The organism is Ramlibacter tataouinensis, from assembly GCF_001580455.1.
Lineage (GTDB): Bacteria > Pseudomonadota > Gammaproteobacteria > Burkholderiales > Burkholderiaceae_C > Ramlibacter > Ramlibacter tataouinensis_B.
This window is the reverse complement of sequence record NZ_CP010951.1, coordinates 3160910-3182273: the sequence shown is the minus strand read 5'-3', so window position 1 is coordinate 3182273 and position 21364 is coordinate 3160910. Positions and strand designations below refer to the sequence as shown.

Here is a 21364-nt window from a genome sequence, read left to right as displayed (position 1 = left end):
CATCGCCCGACTTGCCTCATGAACCATCCGAGTAGCCCATCCCATTCGCCGCTCCCAGCAGGGCGCAGATTGTCGCGATCGCATCAGTTTTTTCCATGGAAGTATTGGGCAGCGTGAGAGTTACTCGCTGCTAGAGGTACTCTGGCTTACCCGTTGGGAAGGACTCCATTGGCAACTGGAATGCTTGCTGGTGTGTGGGCTCGACGTCAAGAGTTGGTAGTTGTCCAGTGCGCAGAAACGCAGCAAACGCGGCCTGATAGAGGACCGTCTTATGCTTTTGCGTGAGCTCGCCATCCTGGTAGTCCCAAACTTCGATTTCAACCCAACCGCTGTTCGTTCGGTTGTCTGATTCAGCGACAGTGGAGTCTTCCTCGTCATCTGCACTTCGCAATACTTCGATCAGTGCACCTGGATCCGGTCTGGAGTCAAGTACTACGACCGTGCGACGCAGAATCTTCGTGGCCTCATCCCATGGCAGCTTGTGCACGTCAGGCGGGCAATGGAAGATGTGACCGCGGGCGAATGAGTAGGCGGGCGGGGCGCCCCGAGTCCAGACTCGTCGCACTATTTTTTCATTGGGCTTCAGCTTGCGCCCGAGCTTTTGCTCCTTGAGTTTGCTGGCGTCTGAATCAATACGCTGATCCAGTCGAATGTCTAGATTCAGCTTGAATGCGTCGACGACACCAAATGCCCAGCCTTTCACCACTCCGTCCGAAAACTCGAGACCAAGCTGCTCGGACCTACGTCGCATCTTCTTCCACCTCCTCGACCTATTATGGCTGAGCCTCGTCGCAGCCGCCAGCGCGGCGTGGTCGGGGACACACGCCCCGCGCTCTGCACACCCGGTCGTCCTCAGTCAGGATGAATTCCCGTTGTGACGCGACGTCCGCTTTGCCTGAATGCAGGCTGCTATGCACACGCTTCCCGAACTTGGCCCCATCTCTTGCTCGCCGCCGCATTTTTCGGTACATTGCGTCCGCTCAGGTTTGCAGACCCTGACCGCACTGGATGCGACGTCCGTGCACAGCCGAATCGCATAAGCGCCGGCGCCCAGCAGCAACGCGTTAGCGGTCCTGGGGACTTCCTTGCTTACACCAAGTGGAGGCCCTCATGGCCAAGAATCTCAAAAAACATCGTCGCTGCGCGTTTCACGCGCAAAGTGGTCGTTGCTTCTATTGCGCACTGCCTGTATGGGAAGAACATCCGGAGCGGTTTGCCCAAGATCAGAAAGTGCCTACGCGCCTGCTTGGATTCCTTCGCAACACCGCTGAGCACGTTGTTCCGCGGCAGGACGCCGGCAAGGACATCCGCAACAACATCGTGGCTGCCTGCTGGTGGTGCAACAGTCAGCGGCACAGGGGGCGCCAGCACCGTGCGCCTGACTATCTGAACTACCGCTCATGGGTCCAGGAGATGGTGACCGCGGGTAAGTGGCATCCAGTAGTGGCACACCGGATCGCTAACCAAGGTCAATCGCCTTCCGCTGACCGAAAGCCGAAAGTGGCTTGACCGGTCCGAGGCGCTGGATTGCCGAAGGCGAGTTTTTCGGCAGAATCACCGCAAGCTGCAACCCCCAAGGGACTGTGCAAGGCGGCTTGGGGTTCTCGAAGAACTTGACCGCTGCTCAGCCATTCATTCAGCGACGGACACATGTCTAACTAAGTGGAGGTAGGTACAGTGCCGACGCCGAATGAGGTTACTGCCAAGATGACAGCCGCCGAGAGCCGCCGGGGGGATACCTTGGGCGGTGTCCCGGTATACATGACCTACCTCGGTTCCGCCGAAGCCTTTCTTCGGGGCGCGGATGTGCTGGCCGAGAAGCATGCCCAAACCGCGATTCCTCACGCTTTTCTGGTCGCACATACGTTGGAGTGCCTCCTCAAGGCATATGTGGCGAAACGACTTGGCGGTGACAAGGAGCTCCGCAAGGATGCGAAGCTCCGCCACAACTTACAGGCACTGTGGGCGAGAGCTCACGCCGAGGGACTTGACGTGGCGCCAATTCCGCCCGGCTGGGTGTCGCAGTTATCGCAGCTCCACAGCGATCCGTATTACCTCCGCTACTCAACGGGCGTCAACGCCATAGTGTCCCCTGGGTTGCAACCTATGATGTCAGAGCTCCAACAGCTGGCGGTCTTAGTAAGAAGCGTCGTGACAGGCGTATAGCTCCCATCGAGCGGACATGGCATCAAACCATGAGAAGGGCGCCACGTGACAAGCTCTATGACGAAAAAGGTGAGCGAGTTTCATGACGATCTCGCCAAAGCTGTCTCCGCCTATCGGGGAGAGGAGCTAACGCAGGCCCAGATATTGAAGGCGTATACGCACACCTTTCCTGATCGGCCCGACGATCTTCCGTGGCTCCAAGCAGCAGATCATTCGAGAAATCACACAAACCGCGCCCCATGTATATGTTCGCGCACGCCATCAGCGCTTTTTCAGCGCGTTGGTTGGGGTAGGTATCTCGTGCTGTAAGCATGCGACAACTACGGCCTAACGCGTCAGCGGGGAGCGGAGTGGACGTTCGGTATTTTCTCGAGCAGCGGCTGGCGTTCGCAGGCCAAGGGCCCGCCAGAGCGAACGCCTCGGCCATGTAGTGCTCGTCCACCTCGACTCGGGCGCCTGTATCAGCCGAGCCGACGCCGCGCCGCAGTAGACGGGCCAATGAATCGGGGCCTCGTCCAGCAAAGCCGCAGTGTTCTGGTGAGGGTTCGAGATGAAGACTCCCGCCACAGGCGCGACAAGGTCAAGCGTAGATGAAAGCAAGCCCGTGGCGTTCCTGGACGCGTCCAGCGGACGCCCCATGTCAACGACGATGCGCCAGCCCGAACCTCGCGATGATCTCGAGACAACTGTCCCCAATCTGCCCGATGACCGACCGGGATTGGCCTTTGTCGTCGCGGGCAGTCTTGAGCAGGAGTCTGTCAAGCCCCGCGCCAAGTCAGGGCTGGCTCAGAAGCCGGGAATGGTTCCCCGCTTATTCCTCATGTCTTGAACCATCAGGAAGACTCGCCTGGCAGATCGGACGGCACAAAAGCTAGCGGGAGAAGCTCACCTACGGTCACCATCTTTGTCTGGCCGCCTTCCCCATCCAGTAGCACGCTCGCATCAAGGGGAAGATGCTCGGCCATAACTTGCCTGCAGGCACCGCATGGAGACACCAGACGGGAACCACCCGACGTGATAGCAATCGCCTTCAAATTAGTTGCCCCAGCGGCTATCGCAGTGAAGATCGCTACCCTCTCTGCGCACATGGTGAGGCCATAGGAGGCGTTCTCCACGTTAGTGCCGCTGAATACAAGTCCATCAGCCGTTCTCACCGCTGCGCCAACAGAGAAACTCGAATACGGCGCGTAGGCGTTCTTACGTGCAGCCCGAGCCGCCGTCATCAAAGTCTGAGACCAATCGCCAGGATCGCTCACTTGAGCTTGAGACGTCGCTCAACGCCTGCGTCGAAAAAACGGAGCGCCGCTGGTGATGCAGTTGCAGCGAGAAGTTCGCGAGCCCGTACGAGTGTTGTGTCGTCAGGGGCAGATGGAGCGGAAAAGCTGACCTGCACCAACTTCGGACCGTTTTGGCCTCCGCGGAGCCCAGCGGTCATAAATGAAACTTTAGTTTCTACCTTCATGCGACCTCCAGTTTAGCCCTTTGCCCAATATGCTGCTTGTAGGTCAGGTTGGATACTGCCGTCGATGATGTTCTTCAGAATGACCATCGTGAGCTCAAACTGTTCGGAATTCTCGTCCTGCAAGACGGGGGGAAGAGCTCCCAGTCCGTCGACGTTCACGACGCCAAGCGGAGGCCCCCCGCCCTCACTTTCGACTGGCAGAGAGATGACCCACCCCAGAGCTGGGTGAACCTTGGTCAGCTCGTCGGTAGGTAAGTTGTTCCCTGACCAAGTCGCGCCCGTCTTGCTCAGGACGCACACCTCGCCAGACTCATACGCAGTACCGGTACCCCCTTGGCCGCGGCGAATCTCCATGGTCAACTCTGGAGCATAAGTCATGTTATCGCTCAGGCCGGCCAGGGGCCTGAGAACACCTTCTTCGAGTCCGAAGAAGTTCACTCGTACGTTGTCTACGTTATAGGAGAGGATTCTTGCTGCGTCCTGTCGCAGCGCCTGCAACTTCGAGCCAACCTGCTTTTCCTCGTTACCGCTGAGACGCGGGTAGGCCAAAAAGCGGCTCCACTTGGCATGCTCAAGTGGATTGTGGACCTCACTGTGCCCGCCCACAATTTTCTCGTTCAACACGTTCGGCGTCTCACCAGAGAAGCCATCACGACCCGAAGCACCCGCTTTTAGCCATGTACCCCATCTGAAAGGCCAACGGGACGCCCATTTTGCAAGCGTTGCCACTCTGTCCTTTGTTGCGCACTGATTTCGAACGGCAACGACCATGTCGCTGGCAACGAGTGAGTTCCAATCGAAGTCGTTTGGAAGAATGCTTCCGGTAAGAACAATGCGATCGAATCGCAGATTGCCGTTCTCTCTGCGCAACGCCTCCATCGCGATGTAGGTGCCGAAGCTATGCGCGACGACGCTCAGACGTCGCGCCCCCACCTGTTGCATGAGGTCGCGCAACTCACTTCTCACGCCCTCGATCTGCTTCTCGCGAGTCCAAGGCAGTAAAAAGCGAAGCAAACCGAACCGCCCATAGTCAATGTGGTAAGGAATCAGGCCGCATCGCGCAAGGTGAGGGGTGATCCGTTTTTGCCACAGACCGACTGTCCGTATCCCGTGAATTGTGGCGACCAGCTTCGTTGACATCCTTTCTCCTCCCTCTGCTGTCGGTTACCTTTTAAGCAATCTGAGAATCTCAGTCAGATCCTCCCGCCCGACTTCCTGCCTTACGCACACTGAGGCGACTTCCTCTAGCTCGCGCTGGGCATTGAATGCGACTGAGAATCCGACTTCTCGCGCCATATGCACGTCGTTCATCCCGTCCCCGATGAACGCACAGTGCTCAGGAGCAGTCTTGTACTCCCGGCAAATCAACTGCATGAAATCGACCTTTCCGGCTTCATCTGCCGGGAGCAGGTTCCAGTGATCCAACCTCCCTACGGCGTCAAAAAAGTAATCGCATGCCGCGAAAGAATGCCGCAGGCGCAATGCTTGTTGGACCTTGTCTGCTAAAGCCTTGAACCCGCCAGTGATAAGCACCGTGACCACACCTGCCCTATCCAGCTCGCTCACCAGCTCAGTAGCGCCTGGCATCAGTTCGGCCGAATCAATAAGCTGCTGGAAAACGTCCTTCGTGAGACCGAAACGCCGATGAATATCTATGGTGGCGATCATCCAGTCGATGTAGGTAGGGTATCCACCGGCCTTCCAAACCTTCTTGGACTCATTCTCCGCGGCTAAGCATTCAGGCCCTAACTTCTCTGCGAGCAAGGTCCATGCGCTCGGCGCCACAAGTCCGTCGTCAAGGTGATAGTGCTTCTTCAGCAGAGTCCCTTCGAGATCAAAAAAAACGATCCTCGGCAGATTCGATGGCTGGTTCATGGACATGCGCTGGTTCTGCTCGCTCGCCGCTAGGCAGGCGCCCCTTCCTCTTACCGAACTCGGTAGACCGAGCATTTTACGTATATCGCAGAGAACGAAGTGGGCTGTTCTACGAATATCGATGAGTGCCCCGGAGCATGCCCCAGCCAACCTATTCGGTCGTCGCTTGCGCGAAGCCCGGGGGCCCGGATTGGTGATTGACCGGCCGTTTCGCACTCCCAAATTGCGAGGACCGACCACCCAGCGCCGTGAGCTGTTCAACGCACTGCTCGTCCCAGACGCGATTCGATGCAACCATCGGCCCCCAAAAATCGACCCTGCACGTGGGCATCGCAGCTTCCTTGCATCCAGGATGTTGATGCCAGAAACAGCCGCGGACGAAAACTGCCGTTCTGGAGCGAGGCAGGACAACGTCCGGGGTGCAGGTCAACTTGCGATCGTGAAGCCTGAACCGAAACCCAACCGCATGCAGAGCCTTGCGGACGGTAATCTCCGACTTCGTGTTTTTCCCGCGGATGCGGGACATGACGCGGCTCCGAGTGGCCGGATCCACGTCGGCCATACTCCCTGTCCTACGCAGCCACCTCGCCACCTCATGCCAGCCGTGGCGCGGGGTCTCCCGATCTGCCTTTCGGCGCCCGCTTTGCTGGGCTGCGCTTCTGCTTCTCCGGGGTGAGAAATGCATCCAGGGCGGCCTTGAGCTTGGACGCGAGCACGGGACCGTCGGGTGAGCGCGGCAGGCTCACCAGATCGCAGAAAAGGAACTTCTCTTCGGCATCGAGAGGCCCCGGGTACCACAGCATCCCCCCCGCGCTGAAAGCTTCAACGATGTCGGACTTCTTGCGGATCTTTCGGACGGGGTCTAGATACACCTTCAGAGTGCAGAATCCGTCGCCGTCTTCAACGGGCAGCTGCAGTTCCACGGACGTTCCGCTCAATGAAAGCAGCACACTCTTTGGCATCCTTCCCATACCGAGCACCTGGTACCCTTCCCTCTCGAGTGCTTCTGCGATATGCGGCGATGTGGTCGCTACCGGCAGCTCGGGCAGCGACCACTCCGCCAGCTGGATACCACTCACTGTGATCCTCACACGGCGGTTTTCACTCGGATCAGCCTGAGCGGCAGCGCAGAAACTGAGATCGGCAGGTTTCTCGACAGCTTTCAACAGGAAAGCTGTGGTAAGTCTCGATAGCTGCGGCGCCTGTTGCTTTTCGGCCCAAGACAGATTCAGCACTCCCTTTCTCAATCCGGCGAGAAATGCTGCGAACATTGACACATGGGGACCCGCAGGTCGGTCCGACTCAAGAAATTTTCCGACGGCGTCGGGCGTTTCGGCTGTGAGGCCGAGGAGAGCGCCACGAAGAACAATTGATCCTTCGTCGGAGAGTTGATCGCGCGACAGCTCGACGCGACTCTGAAGCACCCCCTGCGCCACCTCGCTCCAGCGACGGAAGGCACGATCCTCTGAAGGGGTGGAGGCAATTGCCTTAATGATCTCTGCCGCGCTATCGCCCGACGTAAACGCGATCAGAACATGGTGCAGCACATCCGATGCTGCTGCCGGGCTAAGCAAAGATACGCAGGAGCTCTGAAATGTGGGCCGATCCTGTCCCTTTGCTGAACCCGATACGTCACTGAAAAAATCGATAGCGGCCTGACGGGTGCCGGAATGCACTTCCGCCAATCGGATTGCGTAGTGGACCCCCGCTGCGATTCGGTCCGCGAGAACCGTTGCTCGCGTCGGCTTTGTCCTTTGAACCGAGAATCGTGCACCTCCAGGAAGACCAAACAGCCGGGGTTTGATTTCGTAGTCCAGTGATTCCGTATTCACTTCATCGACTGCACGGTATCGGAAATCATCCGCCTCCTTCTGACTTGCAAACAGCACTCGCTGGAGTTCGCAAGTCGGAATCAACCATGTGCCTGAACTCGTCTTTTCAATGGCGCCAGACGGAAACTGGAGCAGTACGGAAAAACGCCTCGGATCGCCCGCAGCCAAGGCCTGCGCCTCTTCCTCCCGCAGCCCATCTGATACGACGGCGATGCGCCCCTGATCAATTGGCAGATCCGTTTCGGCAGATATGGCGTCACTCGCACAGAGTGATCCCAGAACGAGCAGAGCAGATTCACGGTTGCACGGGAGAAGCACGCTTGCGGCAGGCACGCTGTCAAACAGGTCCCCGTCGGAACTTCCCGCCCCTGCCTTTGCTGCCGTCTTAGTCATTTCCTCCACCATGCTGATTGCTTTGCAGAATACTGGAACCCCAGAGGCCGGACGAGATCCTCAACGCCTCTTTCATCTTCAACCCATAGTACCCCGCCTTTCGGTCTCTTATCCTGCAACTTCAGCTTGCCGGATTTCGCGAACTGCTTTAACCGAGTCTCCCAACCTTCGTCCTTACGGACGGCAAGAGTTTCCTTCGGCTCCGACAAAAGGGTTGCATCGCCGGCGGATTGCGCTGCGCGCTCAAGCTGGGATTCACGCTCAAGATACCTCTCATCCGGCAGCAGCTCCACATACGGCGCCGAGGCCGCCCCCTTTCCTGAGTCCAGCAGACCAACCCACTCGCGGCTCCTGGACACCGCGACGAACATCTGCATCTTGAACCGGTCGGGTCCGATCCGGCTGATCTGCGCATGAGACAGGTCTAGGATGAACACCGCGTCAAACTCGAGCCCCTTGCAGCTTTGCATATTCAGCACGGTTACCACATCAGGGGTGTCAAAAACCAGGTCTTTTGCTGGATTGATGCGGCGGGAATTCCAAGAATACGTCTGAACCGTTACATGTCGACCTTTCAGGTTTTCGCATTTTTCGCGGATCAGAGTCACAAGTGAGTCCCTATCCTCCTCACTGAACACCAGAACCCCAGCCTCCTTGCCGGGGTTGTTCACGAGCCATGTCCTGATCCTGTTGACGATTTCGCTTCGCCCAAGAAGAGCGAAGGTGGGCTTCGGACCCGAGCGCGTTGGAAGATGCGGAAGCACCCCAACGTCTGCGAAGAACCGCCGCGCAAGTTCCGCCACCTCCTTGGTGTTCCTGAAGTTGTCAAGAAGCAGAAATCGATCGCCCTCGGCGATCCTCAGCTCGCGGGCGATCTCCTCAAGAGTTGAGTTCTCCTCAGTAAGCTTTTGATTTTCGTCTGCGAGCACAAGGCATTTGAGTGGGTGCTCTACCGGCCGTGCCGACCCGACAGCCGATATGAAACGGAGCGTCCTATAGAACGCGGGTGGGAAGTCCTGTCCTTCATCGATCAGAAGCGACCCGACATTCAGGGCATCCGCGTCAAGGTCCGCCTCGTGTTCCAGCAGATGCACGGACACTGCCTCCCAATCCAGCGAATCTGGCTTTTCAGGCAAGGATGGGGGCGCATGCCAGATGCGCCAGTCGCCGAATCTCGCCGGGTTCGCGAAATACAGGTCAGGGTCGACCATCCACACCCCTCGCCTGCGCCCCCATGGGCGGAATTCATTCGGATACCAGCGGGCGCCCGCGGCTTTCGCCCGGTCCTTTTGTTCAAACGGCACCTCGATACACAACTTGCCGCTGTGAGGATGAGGCGGAATTCGGCTTGCGTTCCACCAGTCACGGAACCAGCTCAGGACCGTCTGACTGGGCAGCGAGGACCCGTCTGACGCATTCGACGAGTACTTGGCAAGGACCTGATTGAACATGCCAAGCACCACCGGCACATTCTTTTTCTGGAGTTCAATGGCCCGCAAGCATGCGATCAGTGTCTTGCCTGTCCCTGGCGGTCCATGGACCAGGACGTGCCTATCCGTCGGCGCATAGAGATATACGTCCTTTTGCGCTGCCGTCAGCTGCCTGAGCTTGGGAAGCCTCACAACTCAGCTCCGAGGCGTGGCAGAAGCCCCCATGCGGGGTCGATGAGCATCCGTCGATCGAGCAGCGTATTTGCATGTGTGCAACTCGTCTCAGACACAAGGCAGCAGGCATGGCAGGCCGCATGATTAAATCCTCCCAGCCCTTGGCCCGCGGTTTCGGAGCACACCGGATCTGAGGAGCACCAGCGGCCCTGCTCGACTGCAGCAATGATCGATCGCGCAAGCCGGTCGCTTCGTCCCTGCCTCACCAGACCACCGAGGGAACCCTCAGAATCAGCGTCAGCTGTATAGATCATCAGCCCGGCATACTGATTAATCCGGTCGAAATAGATCCGTTCGCGAAGGGATGAGGAGGAATAGCCGCAGTCGAACGTCACTTGCCGAAGCAGGAGATGGGAGAGTGTATGAATAGCCAAAAAAGCCGGGTCTACCTTGGGAAGAAACCAGAAATTCTCGTCCAGTCGCTTTTTTTCAAGGTCTGCAATCGCATTGAGTTCGCTCGCGGGAAGCGACTTGCTCCAGCGCTCAAGTGCTGCGAAGTTGAGCGCGAGCACGAATCCCTCGCCGAACACCTCGGTTGCCGCCAGCCAGTTCTCCGGATGCCCGACGTCAGGAGATACCCTTCTTTCGGCAGGACCTGGCTTGACACGCTGGAAGCCCAGATACGCACGGACCTCCCTGAGCCGTCGGATTAGCAGGACCCTCTCCACCAGACTTCTTAGCCACTGAGGAGCCGCGCCATCGAGTTCCTCTGCGACAGCGGCAAAGGTGCCACTGATCATCTCGCCTGCGTTCAGAGCGGCGCGCATAGTGCGCCACTCCTCCTCGAGAAAAACACCCTGCTCCACCGGACCGGTCAACTGCGACTTCATTTTTCCACCAGTCACCGCACGGCCCTCGACTTCGGCAGTGGCGATTTCCAGGACCACAGCCTCATCGCAGCCGACCTGCTGCGCAATCACAGTGACAAAGCCGTCGATCAGGTCCTTCGTGTTGCCAGTCCCCCGAATGAAAGTGAGGAGTTTCTGAAACAGCCCGTGCGCTTTTACCTGCTCCGCGAACTGGGAGACTGGGCTCTCCTCGATGTCCACGGGAATGTCGAGCGCGGAGATCGTATCCGGGTAGTGGAGGTTTGTGGCGCCTCTCTGGAGAACGACCACTGCAGCCGGGCAGGTTTCGGCAGAACCCACTATCCAAGGATGCGTACCGGAGCAGCAAGGGAACACCTCCTTGACGATCGCCTTGTTGGCAATCTCCTCCAGGCTCCGCCAACTGCCGCATTCACACTCCACCTTCAAAGATGCCAGCCCCCCTGTCGATGCCGTTGGGTCGACTACGAACTTCAGCTTTCCATAGTGCCGGCATCCAGGTTTGGCATGCGCGCCGGAGTGGGCCCACCTCCGCCAATCCACATCGTCCAAATGGCCTCGTTCACAGGCTGCCACGAAACGCATGGGAACCAGTGGGCCGGCGCAGCCTTCATGCGGGCACTTCGGCTCCTCGCCTTCCTTCTCCAGTTCGGTCTTCCACATTGTTATGCGTCTGCATTTTTCGCAGAACATGGCACGAGGAAAGCGCCGGACAAGCAGGCTCGGGTTCCCTTCCCGCGGTGCCTTGAGCACCTTCTTGAGTCTGTCGGAGAGTCGACGCAGCTGGATGACGCGGAGCTGCTCCTGCTTCCATCTGTCGAGACCGGGGATGACGAATGACTCCTGGCCGACATCAATAACTGCCCCCACGCCGGCAGTTCCTGCGATCGACGACGACCTGATTTCGCGTTTCATTTCAGCCGCCCTCCTTCCCCGTACTGAGCATAGGTACCACCAGCTTCAAGGGCGTGTCCACATTCCGCAAGGATTGAAGCGTTTCCCGCCCCTCACCTCTTTGCCGGAACGGGCGCATGAGGCTCGCGTACTGCTTACCGCCGCTGCCCTGAAAGCGCAGATTGGCCCCTTTCTCCTTTGCCCGCTGCATCCAGAAGCCGAGAAACTCATTCAGTCGCTCTGAACTTTCCTGAAGCTTTCCGTCACGGGCGGCAGCGATCCGATTCAGCAATTTCTCTGCAAGGTCTCGGATTTGCGCCTCCTGCTGAAGAATGCGGGCAGCGGCATTGTTTGCGTGGACCTCCGAGACCATTCGCACCAGGGCGACGAACGCGCCGTGCAGGGCACGATCCTGCGAGGGCAGCGCAAACGGCGTCACACTTGTCGGTTCCACATGGCGGTAGAACCCCTTGTGAAACGCACTGAAGAATTCGTAGTGCGAGCGATCGCGTGGCTTCGAAGGCGAGAACAGAGCGAAAACAAGTCCGGGAAGCCGCTTTTCATCGCGACCCACACGGCTCGACGCCTGGATGTACTCGGCCACGGTCTTGGGCTGACCGTTGACAATCATCAGCCCGAGCCGCTGAACGTCGATGCCAACCGAAAGCATGTTCGTGCATGCGACAAAATCTAGAACTCCAGGTTTTGGCAATTCGATGTTCAGCTGATGGAGCGCCTCCGGGATCTGACTGTCCTTGAGATTTGCCGATAGTTCGCGGACTCCTGATCCACTCAGGGAACGCTGCTCTCCAAGGGCCCTCAGACGGGCGGGAATGTCATCACGCGCAAGAGACAGCGTCTTGCCCAGCTCACGCTTGCTGTTGTGATAGGACACAACCGTCCACCAGGTATCAGCCATGTCGCCAAGCGTTGCGCGGATATCTGCACCAGCCGCCAAAACGGCCGAACTTGCGATAACGTTCGAGAAGGTCGGTGTGTGACCCTGCCCCATCAGACCGACATACAGTCTTCCCGCATGTTCGTTCTGCGCCCGGGAGAAGAATGAGTCAGATGCATCGAGCCCAGGCGGAGGAAAGAGCATGCTCTTTCGGCCGTACAGCTTCTCGATCTGCTCATCCGACCGACGGATGGTTGCAGTCGCACAGATATATTTCGCGGGCGGTCCAAGCTGGCATATCGCCGTATCGATGGCTGCTTCGTACACGCCCGCCAATGTGCCAAGTGGTCCAGAGATCAGGTGGAGTTCATCCTGGATGATCAGTGAGGGAGGCAGCCTCGACTCTCCGTCACCAAAAAAAGCTCGCGCCTCGTCGCGCCACGCAAGCATCGCGAACTTGTCGATGGTGCCCAGCAGCATGGTAGGCGGCTCATCGTACAGATCGTCATCGACGAACCGTATCGGCAGCAGCTCGTGGAATCCACATTCGGGACGAGGGCAGAAGACATCGATGCGCCCGCCGACATCCCGCAACCCGACGTTCTGATCGCCTTCCACCTTTTCGGCCGGCAGGATCGGATGACCGCAGCACGGGCAGTGCTTCAGCGGAACCTTCACACCTTCGACCTTGCCTATCGTATTCAGGATCTTCTTGAGGTCCCCTGCGGCATCGGTGTAGTCGTTTGGGGCTGACTCCTTGCCCACCCAGAGACCGAGGCTGAACGGCGCGCCACTGATTTCGCCGTCCTTGCGCAACGTCTCCAATGCACAAATGAGACTGCCGGCACGCTCGAACTGCTGAATCGTGAGAAGACGAAGGGTATATCGCTTTATGACTGCTGTTCCATTGCCCGTCGCACCATGGACGGAACGACGCCGGAGCATCTCGAATGCGGCAATGGCAAGATAGGCTTCTGTCTTGCCGCCCCCGGTTGGGAACCAGATCAGGTCGACGATGGAGCGGTCAGGGTGCGCGCTGTCCCAAAGTCCTTGGAGGGACAGGAGAAAGAACGCCAGTTGAAATGGTCTCCACTTGAAAGCGTCGTCCGGTAGCAGGTCCAGATCGACATCCTTGAACTTGTCCCCGGCTTTTCGTCCCCTGTTGGCTGATGCTCTGCTCACACTGAGCAGCATCGCTCTGTTCGCCTTGCGAAACAGACGCATGACTTCGGGCTGGTCCTCAAGCAGTTGAATACCGCCTCGCATGCGACTGATGGTTTTCTCGATCCGTACGAGCACGGCAGCACGAGAATCGCAGTACGAGGGCCCGACCGGCACCGTGCGGAGTGTTCGCAACCAGTCGTCGTACTGTTGGACGAACAGTCGGAACGCTGGAAGTGGATCGAAATCCACACGCTGGAGACGCGCCATCGACAGGGCCTCCGTCACCGCGGGAGGCAGGCTGGCTATTTCCGTCGTCACCGGCGGGACTTCGACAGCGGGCATGAAGGAGGCGTGCACTTCGACTGGAACTGTCCCGCCCGCAGTGGTCCATTCGGCAGCGCAGCCATGGCCGACTGCGTAAGTGGGCAGACTTCGGTACTGGAGTGCCAGCTCGCGAGCCTCGGGATCGTCGGCCAATGCAGTTGGATCCGGGTATTCGGCTACTCCGAGACTGGGACGACACGCGATCTCCACCTGGAAGAGCAAGTCCTCTACGTTGATTGGCTTGTCCGGATCGGCTTCCGCGGCATTGACCAGGGAAACCGTCGCCATCCCGACTCCGTGGACCGTGCGGATGAAGATGTGCACGGCCGCTCTGCCCTGAAGGACCGCCTGATTTTGATGGCCGCTTCTGGCCTCAAACACAACCTTCTCGGGGCCCCCGGGCACCAAAGGGTGTCGCTTCCAGACGTGGCCGACCTTGCCGCCGTGAGCCGGTGATGCGAGCACGTCTGCCTTTGTGCGCTCGTATCGGGCCGCGTTGACCTCTACCGACACGCTCTTTTCATCCCGCTCGAGCGCAAACGTCATCCCGGTCGATGCGGGCAGCTTCTGAAACAAGAGATCCGTCGGCGATTCGAGCTCTTGATTCTCACTCTCGTCCACGCTGGATTGATCATCCGCGAGCTCCTCCTCATCAGCCGACGCAGCTGCTGTTCCGGCACCCTTGGGAAACAGCATGCCGCAGAGATACCTCTTGTTCGGCTTTTCGCGCAACTCCTCGAATTCAGATTCCGGCCCGATCAGTCGAAGGCGGACGGCACGGAGGAACTCGCCGCGAATGAGTTCAACATCGTCTTTCTTCATGTCCCCTTCCCGATATAACCAGCACGGCTGATTTCGCCCAGATATGACCTCACCGCCTGCGAAACGAGCAGATGCAGCGCTGCTGACGCCCGCGACATTCCGATGTACAGCTCGGCATCGCCCCTCGTATTGGTGCACAGCCTGTCGAGATCGACAAGCACCACGACTTTTGCCTCCAGCCCGCGAAACGCGTTGATTGCAGAGACAACCCCATAGCCTGACCATTCGGCGCTGGGCGAAGCTCTCTTGAGAACTGTACGCAATGACGAGAGAAGCGCCCGGCACACGGGCCCTTCACCATCGCCCGCGCCGAGAACCGCGATATCCCGCGGAGGAACCCCCTCCTCCACGAAACTCATGATCAGGCGCCTGGCTGTTTCAGCTTCGTCTTCGGCAGTGACGTCATGAAACTCCACCCTTATTCCGAATCCGTCGATCTGGGAAATTCCGACGTCCGCATCCAGAATGGCCTGGATGGTACTCACGATCTCTTTCGTGGATCTCACATTTCTATTGAGAATGAACGAAGTGGAATTGGCAGTCAGCGCCGCAAGGCATTGGGAATCAGGTGGGGTGCCGACGAACTGAAGATTCGGATCCATAAACCACCTCCACCGCCCACCGGACAGCCCTCCCGGAAGCTGATCGAATAGCGCCGTCATCGCAGCGGGATTTGCGTAGTCCTGGCCTTCATCGACGATCAGCGTATCAGTGCCGACCGGAAGGCTTCGGCTTACCACCGGAACGCCGAATTCCTTCATTTTCCGTGTCAGAGCAGCAGACAGGGGCGACTCGGGCGTTACGATCGCAGGCTTCCTGCCTGCCGCCTTCTCGGCGCGTGCACACAGCGCGGCAAGTTCCGTCTTTCCCGTTCCGGCACCGCCTGACAAGGTCAACCGCGGATTGCTCTGCAGGCATTCAAGCACCGCGAACTGCTGCGAGGTAAGACTGACAATCTGTTGCTCTGCAGACCTTACTGCCAGACCCAGCGTCGCCGTCGCACTGAACTCGGGCACCAGGATGCTCCGAATCGCATCGACGTCCTCGTCCGAGAGAGAGAACTCGTCCGGCGGGTGCCGATCAAATGGAATCCGCCGCAGCCACTCACTGAACTGCGCGGGGTCATTGCATATGCTGTCGTCAGCAAGACGCGAAGGTGGGAGTTCGGCGATTGCCTTGCTGAATCGGCAGAGCGGAAAGACGACGCCCCACCTGCATCTCACCTTGCGTCCGAGGTGGGATCCGAGCATCTTTTCAAGGGCCACCGCCGCCGTTATCGCCTGTTTGGCGGGCCCCTCCGACGAGACAATCGCCTGGCCACGGGCATTCTCGTAGCGCCATTCACGTCCAGCCAAGGTGACAGTCCCTCCCTTCACCTCCAAGAGGATCAGTCCATCGCGACGTACAAGGACAAAGTCTGCCTCTGCCCATCGCTTGTATTCATGTTCAGGCAGGTTCACTGAGTGCACGGCAAAGCCTGAGTCGTCGCCTATGCGGCTGAGCAGGTCATAGACGGCACCTTCGCCCCGAAGTTGCGGTCGCAGCAGGTAATGCGGATAGACCTTCATCAGGGTGGGCGACTTTGCAAGCGCTCTACGTCACCGGCTCGAATATCAGCAGAAGGCGCTTCGTGGAATCGAGTGCTTCTGCTTCCATCCGCCCGGTGGATTGAGGGAGCGGGCTAGGCAGCCTTTTTCTGTACTGATGCGCTTTTGGTAGCTGCCGCTGGCTTTTTTGGTTTTGCGCGAGCAGGCCTACCCTGGTCCTGCATAAGTTGCGCGAACTTCGCCCAGGAAAGGCGATGCTTCTTGACGGACTTGGGGGAGGGAAGCCACTCAATGTTGCCCTTGCTGACCAGCAGGGTACCGAGCTTTCCGTTGCTCCCGCTCACCTCGATCGACACATCCTTGTGATTCACGACGTTCGTATTGAGGTTTAGCTTTACCGTGTGTGCCACAGACTTCTCCTGACTGGGCGCGAGCCCGTTCCCTCGTCATCAGCGCAAGAGCGCTGAGTCGCGGAACATCCTAACGATGGTCGCCGGAATAGGCAATTGGTGAAAGCCGTCTAAGAGGAGGCCCAGGTGTTGACGAGAGGGTGGACGGCGCCGCCAGAACGTGCTCCGCCTGCCTAAAAAAGGCTGCTTCCTTTTTCCTGAGGCCGCACCTCGCTCTAGCTGCCGATGCGATGGGATTCCGCCTGATCAAGTGGCATTGCCGCGGAAATCAACGCCGTGGCCTGAAAGGAGGTTCAAATCCGAAGCATGGCGTCGTCAAGGTGTCGCTTCAAAGTATCGCTTGCAGAAATCATAGGGGTGCTTATCCTGGAATCGGCCCAGGTTGTCTAGCACCGTGACCAGCCGACACTCGGCGGTCCCCCCATTCTTTTCACCCCGCAGTCCTCGGCCCACCATCTGCATGAAGCGGACTGGACTGAACACCTGGCGCGCAATCAGAACCATATCCGTTCGAGGTGCATCAAAGCCTGTGGCCAGCACGCTCTGATTGCAAAGCACGCGGATTTCGCCCGATTGGAACCGTTCAAGAAAGTAGCGGCGGGCGGCCGCCGGAGTGCGTCCACTGACGGCTGCGGCTCGAATCCCAAGAAGACTCAATCGAATTGCCATCTCTTCGGCGTGGTGCACGGAGTTCGCGAAGAACAGGATGGCGGTGGCGTGACAGTCTTTCACGAAATTGAGCAGCGTTTCATTTCTGCTCTTGTCCAACCCCAAGCGCTGATTGATCTGTTCGAGGATGTTTTCAAACTCGAGACCCTCCCACGGCTCCCGAATGCGGGATAGTTTTTCGAGCTCCTCTTGAGACAGGGATGCACCGGACTTCAGCGGCTCGTAGACAATTCTGGCAAGTACGCCCTGCATCTGTAGCCTGGCATGCAGATCCTCCTGATCCTGAGGAAGCCAACGACTCTCGAAGCGACGTGCAAGTCGGGCACTTTCGTCATCATCAGTCCGGAATGGGGTTGCACTCAGTCCTATCACCACAGGTTCCTGTTGGATGATCTGGTCTGACCGCTGCATCACTTCCAGCCATCTGAGCACATTGGTATAGGACGCTGTGATGGCGTGATGACATTCATCCATGACGACCAGCGCGCAGGCCTTCAACCAATCAAGCCTGTCTGTGGCAAGCCTCGTGTTCAAGGTCTGAATGGAGCTCACCACGGCCACCGGACGGTCAAGCTCCTGCAGGAAAGGCGTGGGATTTCCGCCCCATAGGCGAATTAGTCGAAGCGGCGTGTTTTCGGCACCTGCATTCCTCCACACCTGCCTGAAGGCCTGAAATGCCTGCTCGCAGAGCTCGTCGGTCTGGGCGATCCAGATTACACATCGGGCGTGACCTGGGGGCGCCAGCACGAGGCGGACGGCAGCCTCCACTGTCACGCGGGTTTTGCCGCCCCCGGTAGGGAGGCTCACTACTGCGCGCCGCCGCATCGATTTGCTGCCGCAGAGCTCCTGCAGCCCCTCGAAGACCTCCTGCTGGAAGTCATGCAGCGGCGCGAGATCGAACGGGCCGACCACAATCTCCTCCGGATCCCGCCTTGCGTTCGGAGAGGCAGCGAACTCCGGCGGAAAGCCGATCGACTCGACGAATGCTCGTGCTTCAGCCGAACTCCACCTTCTTGGCGGATCCAACCCCTCAGCGTCAAGGGCTGCTGATAGCGCGGACAGGACCGAGGGGCCGTGAAAGGCTATGGTCGCTTCGGCAAGCTCGAGGTTGGTAGCCTGGCTGAATGCTGGAAGCGAAGCGTGCTCGCCAAGCGCCTCCAGCAGGCGTTCCCTCCGATCTCCAACCAGAGCAACAAGCTTCTCCGCCAGGCTGCTGCACTCTGCAACCCTGTTCCGGGTCTGCTGCACTCTCTCAAGGTTTGCTCGCCGCACCGCCTCGTCCGCTGTTATCGACAGCCAGCCAGCCTGATAGATCTCATTGATGACGGCAGCCAGTCGCGCCCCGTGTGACAGGACTCGCAACTGCTCTCCATCGAAAAGGAACTCGCCATCCCAATAGATGCACGGGATTGGCACATGAGTGCCTCTGACTTCAAGCAGCAGTTCCGATACCGTGCGACACCGGGCAACCTGCCCGGCCTCCACTGTCAGAAATGCGGCGAGCTCAGGGAAAACAGTGGCCACCGGCACATCTGGGCCGCTCGTCATCGTCCAGTGAGGCCGAATTGTGGCGCTCAGGTCTTGTGCGCCCGCAATCAACCAGAGCTTCAGCACCCCTTCCGGAACAACGATGGTCAGGTGATCGTCGGCGCGGGCGTGCCGTGCGAGGTCCCGAGATGATGTGACGAACACCTCGGAGATCGAAAACACCCGCCCGTGGACAACGAACTGCCCGGGGACAAAGCCGTCCGCTGCCGCAGCCACCCAAAGCTCGGTGGTCCCATCTGCGCTCTGTTCAAGCTCGTTCCAGAGTTCGGCGATGGCAGCTGCCCAAAGAGCGTGCAGCTCCCCCGGCTCCGGGATACGGGTTTCGGGAACTGCCCCTGTCACGTGCAGCAGAAATGGCCCGGCAGCTCGCCAACACTCCAATTTCGCCAAGACACTCACGCCCCGCCTTGAGAGCAACGCAGCCAGAGAGACAATTCGTCCTCCAAATTCCACGTGCCCGTATGTGGCCAGGATATGCAATACCGGGTGCGGCAGCTCCATGGTCGGATATTTTTTGCCGGCGGTCCGATGGCCGAACGTCACCATAGTCAGCGCCGGATCGGAAAGCCTTCGGAGCAGAAGATCTGTCAGGCGCACATTCGCCCGCCCTTGCAGGTGCTGCAGCAACTGCATTCCCGCAGGCAGCTTCGGCTGTAACGGCTGCAGGTATTCTCGCAGTGCGGCGTTCTGCTGCCTCTTCTTGTACTCATCGCGGCACCAGTTCAGCCATTCAGTGGGAAGCACCGTCTTGATCTGCTGCCCTTCGATCTCGCCCGACGGTTGATCAGAGATCTTGAGTATCTCGAGCAGCACTCCGTCGGCGGCATGGAATTCAGAATCCAGCAAAAGTCGCCTATTGCTGTCTTCTTCATCGACGCGGATGATGGCGCCAGGCAGAAGTACCGACGTGGGTAGTACCCAGGCTCCATCAGACCTGAGAACGCATATCGGGTTGGTGATCAGGAAGTCGCGGGCGACACTCTTGGGAACATGCCTGAGTCGTTCCCAGAAAGTACGCCATGCCCTGTCGGCTGTGGGGCCTCCCCATCGGGTCTGATTCAATGACTCGAAGAGAGTCTGCCGCCAGAGGTCATCCGACGGCCCTCCGACAAGCATTACATTTTTCAGGATGTCATGCAGCTTTGTGTCCTGTGCAATGTCCTGCGAAACCACCTTCCTGCCCGGCACGGCTGCACCAGGCGGACAGAGCAGGGCTATGGCGGGGCGCACCGTGCCGCCACCTTCAACAGGAATGATGTCCAGATTTGGACGGACAGCTTCCCATTCCTGCGGCCTGCAATCCCTAGCGTAGTCTTCGGCCAGCAGCAGAACGCCTCTTGCAGCTTCTCCCCCCTCAGACCGGACGCTGCGGAACCAGTCACTCGCATCGCGTTGCTGCAGTTTTGGCCCTGTGCCCGTGTTCCAGTCCGCCCCGCTTTGAAGTCTGTCCGCCAGCACAGCGAGTCTGCTCGCCCTCGGTCTTTCCAGGCACTTGAAATGGCAGTAGTCAGCCCTCTGGCCGACTGGTGCGAGTTCACTCCAGCGTTCGGCCAAGGGCAACGAATCACGAGGAGGGCGCCAGAGCTCCATGGCTCGGCGTAATGTCCCGTTGCCGTCTGGAATGATCGGAGCCTGGCTGATTGCGCGCCAGACCGCTTCGACGAGCGGCGCCGCGTCCTCGTCCCTTCTTTCCAGCTGGCGCGGAAAGGCATCCAGATGTTGAGCGGGATCCTCGCTGCTCCTGAAAGACGGTAGGACTGCGGCAACAAGAGTTGCAGCCTCTCTCATCAGGGCCGAATTCCATTCGCCGCCGATGATCGCATTCCTGTCGCTATTGAGTTTCCACGGTGCATTGAGAATGCCAGGCAGATATGTGGGTGTTCGTGTAGGGAAAAACGCCCAGAATCTGCCGCTCTCCTCCCTCCGCACACTCACGGGCACAGCCCAGGCGACCGGCACTCTCTCCCGCATGTGGATGTGCGTCGCGTCCATACGGGCTGCGGGATCGGTGATATGAACCTCATCGCGCAAGACACGCCACCGCGTCGCTTCGGCGCCGTCCCAAAGCACCTGCTCCGGCCCATCCTTGGACACCCGAAGCACCCGGATCGCTCCATCTATGTCGAGTTCCAAGTCAGTAGCTACAGGGAAGAACAGCAGGAACTCCGCCGGAAATTCGGCTATCTCCTTCCGCAGGTGTTGAACGATAAGAGGATCCTTGACCGGCGCCCGGATGATCGTTTCAGCCCAGTCAAGTTCGCTGCTTACTACTTCATCTTCGGCTTTCGCCTGTGAGGGAAGTGCCCACGCCAAGCGAAGCCCGGGAGCCTCCTCAACTCCGAATCTTTGAATAAGCTCCGACCGGCATCTCGCGGGGTCAAACCGGATTGCGTCCCCGGAACGCATGAAGATGTCAATTTGCCCTTCGAGGCGAAGAAGGGACTTGAACCCGAGACCAAATCTGCCGATCTGAATGCCACGCTTCGGCGAGGAGTGCGATCGGAGCAACGCGTCCAGCCCGTCGTGACTGAGTGGCGCACCAGTGTTCGCCACGTACAGAGTCTGATTTCGAAGGAGGACGCGAACCCTGTTTCCTTCTGATAGTGGCGATCCGTTCTCGTAAGCCTCCAGAATTGCGTCGGCTCCGTTCTGCACAAGCTCTAGGACTTGCCTATACCCGTACCCACCCGCCAACACGCTCTGCTCGATTCCGTAATGCTCCCGCAAAAGGCCCGGTTCTGCCGCATAGGACCTTAGGCGGTTCTGAACAAGCTGTTCAAGGAATGCCGTGACTGTTGCCATCATGGGATACAGCGAAGATGACGATTGGGTTCGCTTCAAGCGTTAGAGGTGAGGACTGCCTTTTTGG

General features: G+C 58.8%; 13 protein-coding genes. 1 reads left to right on the top strand and 12 read right to left on the bottom strand.

Annotated elements, in window-relative coordinates; genetic code table 11:
- Window positions 1-130: 130 nt before the first annotated feature.
- Window positions 131-751 carry a hypothetical protein gene (locus UC35_RS23660; protein ID WP_145979477.1) on the bottom strand — a complete coding sequence of 207 codons (621 nt, stop codon included), beginning with the start codon at window positions 749-751 and terminating at the stop codon, window positions 131-133.
- A 359-nt stretch (window positions 752-1110) separates the two neighbouring features.
- Between UC35_RS23660 and UC35_RS23185 the strand changes: the two genes are divergently transcribed.
- On the top strand, window positions 1111-1509 hold the full coding sequence (locus tag UC35_RS23185) for an HNH endonuclease (protein ID WP_145979476.1): 399 nt from the start codon (window positions 1111-1113) through the stop codon (window positions 1507-1509).
- Window positions 1510-2999: 1490 nt separating this feature from the next.
- Here the strand turns inward: UC35_RS23185 and cdd are convergent.
- The 11 genes from cdd to UC35_RS23165 all read right to left on the bottom strand — a co-directional run bounded on the left by cdd (window position 3000) and on the right by UC35_RS23165 (window position 21336).
- Window positions 3000-3422 carry a cytidine deaminase gene (cdd, locus tag UC35_RS23180; RefSeq protein WP_265331332.1) on the bottom strand — a complete coding sequence of 141 codons (423 nt, stop codon included), beginning with the start codon at window positions 3420-3422 and terminating at the stop codon, window positions 3000-3002.
- Between the two features lie 218 nt (window positions 3423-3640).
- Complete coding sequence (locus UC35_RS23655; RefSeq protein WP_145979475.1) at window positions 3641-4768, bottom strand: hypothetical protein; 1128 nt, start codon at window positions 4766-4768, stop codon at window positions 3641-3643.
- Between the two features lie 24 nt (window positions 4769-4792).
- Window positions 4793-5509, bottom strand: a complete 717-nt coding sequence (locus UC35_RS14925) for an HAD family hydrolase (RefSeq protein ID WP_061501026.1) — start codon at window positions 5507-5509, stop codon at window positions 4793-4795.
- A 145-nt stretch (window positions 5510-5654) separates the two neighbouring features.
- Window positions 5655-6029 carry a very short patch repair endonuclease gene (locus UC35_RS23175; protein ID WP_415752676.1) on the bottom strand — a complete coding sequence of 125 codons (375 nt, stop codon included), beginning with the start codon at window positions 6027-6029 and terminating at the stop codon, window positions 5655-5657.
- A gap of 67 nt (window positions 6030-6096) precedes the next feature.
- Window positions 6097-7728 carry a hypothetical protein gene (locus UC35_RS23650; RefSeq protein WP_145979473.1) on the bottom strand — a complete coding sequence of 544 codons (1632 nt, stop codon included), beginning with the start codon at window positions 7726-7728 and terminating at the stop codon, window positions 6097-6099.
- Window positions 7725-9179 (bottom strand): DUF5710 domain-containing protein, encoded by a 1455-nt coding sequence (locus UC35_RS14915; RefSeq protein ID WP_415752707.1) that lies wholly within the window; start codon window positions 9177-9179, stop codon window positions 7725-7727. The genes UC35_RS23650 and UC35_RS14915 overlap by 4 nt, the downstream gene beginning before the upstream one ends.
- Window positions 9180-9346: 167 nt before the next feature.
- Window positions 9347-11134, bottom strand: coding sequence for a DUF1998 domain-containing protein (drmB, locus tag UC35_RS14910; protein WP_145979472.1), 1788 nt, complete (start codon window positions 11132-11134; stop codon window positions 9347-9349).
- 1 nt (window position 11135) lies between these two features.
- On the bottom strand, window positions 11136-14321 hold the full coding sequence (locus tag UC35_RS14900; protein ID WP_061501017.1) for a helicase-related protein: 3186 nt from the start codon (window positions 14319-14321) through the stop codon (window positions 11136-11138).
- Window positions 14318-15889 (bottom strand): nuclease-related domain-containing DEAD/DEAH box helicase, encoded by a 1572-nt coding sequence (locus UC35_RS14895; protein WP_061501015.1) that lies wholly within the window; start codon window positions 15887-15889, stop codon window positions 14318-14320. Before UC35_RS14895 ends, UC35_RS14900 begins: the two co-directional genes overlap by 4 nt.
- A 113-nt stretch (window positions 15890-16002) precedes the next feature.
- Entirely contained in the window at window positions 16003-16278 is a 276-nt protein-coding gene (locus UC35_RS23170; RefSeq protein ID WP_082793245.1) for a hypothetical protein, read from the bottom strand.
- 315 nt (window positions 16279-16593) lie between these two features.
- The gene (locus UC35_RS23165) at window positions 16594-21336 is read right to left on the bottom strand and encodes a DEAD/DEAH box helicase (protein ID WP_145979471.1); all 4743 of its coding nucleotides are present in this window, start codon (window positions 21334-21336) and stop codon (window positions 16594-16596) included.
- Between the last annotated feature and the right edge of the window lie 28 nt (window positions 21337-21364).

Coding starts and splice junctions, on each gene's coding strand:
- UC35_RS23660 (WP_145979477.1), bottom strand. CDS start 751: ATGCGACGTAGGTCCGAGCAGCTTGGTCTCGAGTTTTCGGACGGAGTG.
- UC35_RS14895 (WP_061501015.1), bottom strand. CDS start 15,889: ATGAAGGTCTATCCGCATTACCTGCTGCGACCGCAACTTCGGGGCGAA.
- drmB (WP_145979472.1), bottom strand. CDS start 11,134: ATGAAACGCGAAATCAGGTCGTCGTCGATCGCAGGAACTGCCGGCGTG.
- UC35_RS14915 (WP_415752707.1), bottom strand. CDS start 9,179: ATGTTCAATCAGGTCCTTGCCAAGTACTCGTCGAATGCGTCAGACGGG.
- UC35_RS23185 (WP_145979476.1), top strand. CDS start 1,111: ATGGCCAAGAATCTCAAAAAACATCGTCGCTGCGCGTTTCACGCGCAA.
- UC35_RS14925 (WP_061501026.1), bottom strand. CDS start 5,509: ATGTCCATGAACCAGCCATCGAATCTGCCGAGGATCGTTTTTTTTGAT.
- UC35_RS23650 (WP_145979473.1), bottom strand. CDS start 7,728: ATGACTAAGACGGCAGCAAAGGCAGGGGCGGGAAGTTCCGACGGGGAC.
- UC35_RS14900 (WP_061501017.1), bottom strand. CDS start 14,321: ATGAAGAAAGACGATGTTGAACTCATTCGCGGCGAGTTCCTCCGTGCC.
- UC35_RS23175 (WP_415752676.1), bottom strand. CDS start 6,029: ATGTCCCGCATCCGCGGGAAAAACACGAAGTCGGAGATTACCGTCCGC.
- UC35_RS23655 (WP_145979475.1), bottom strand. CDS start 4,768: ATGTCAACGAAGCTGGTCGCCACAATTCACGGGATACGGACAGTCGGT.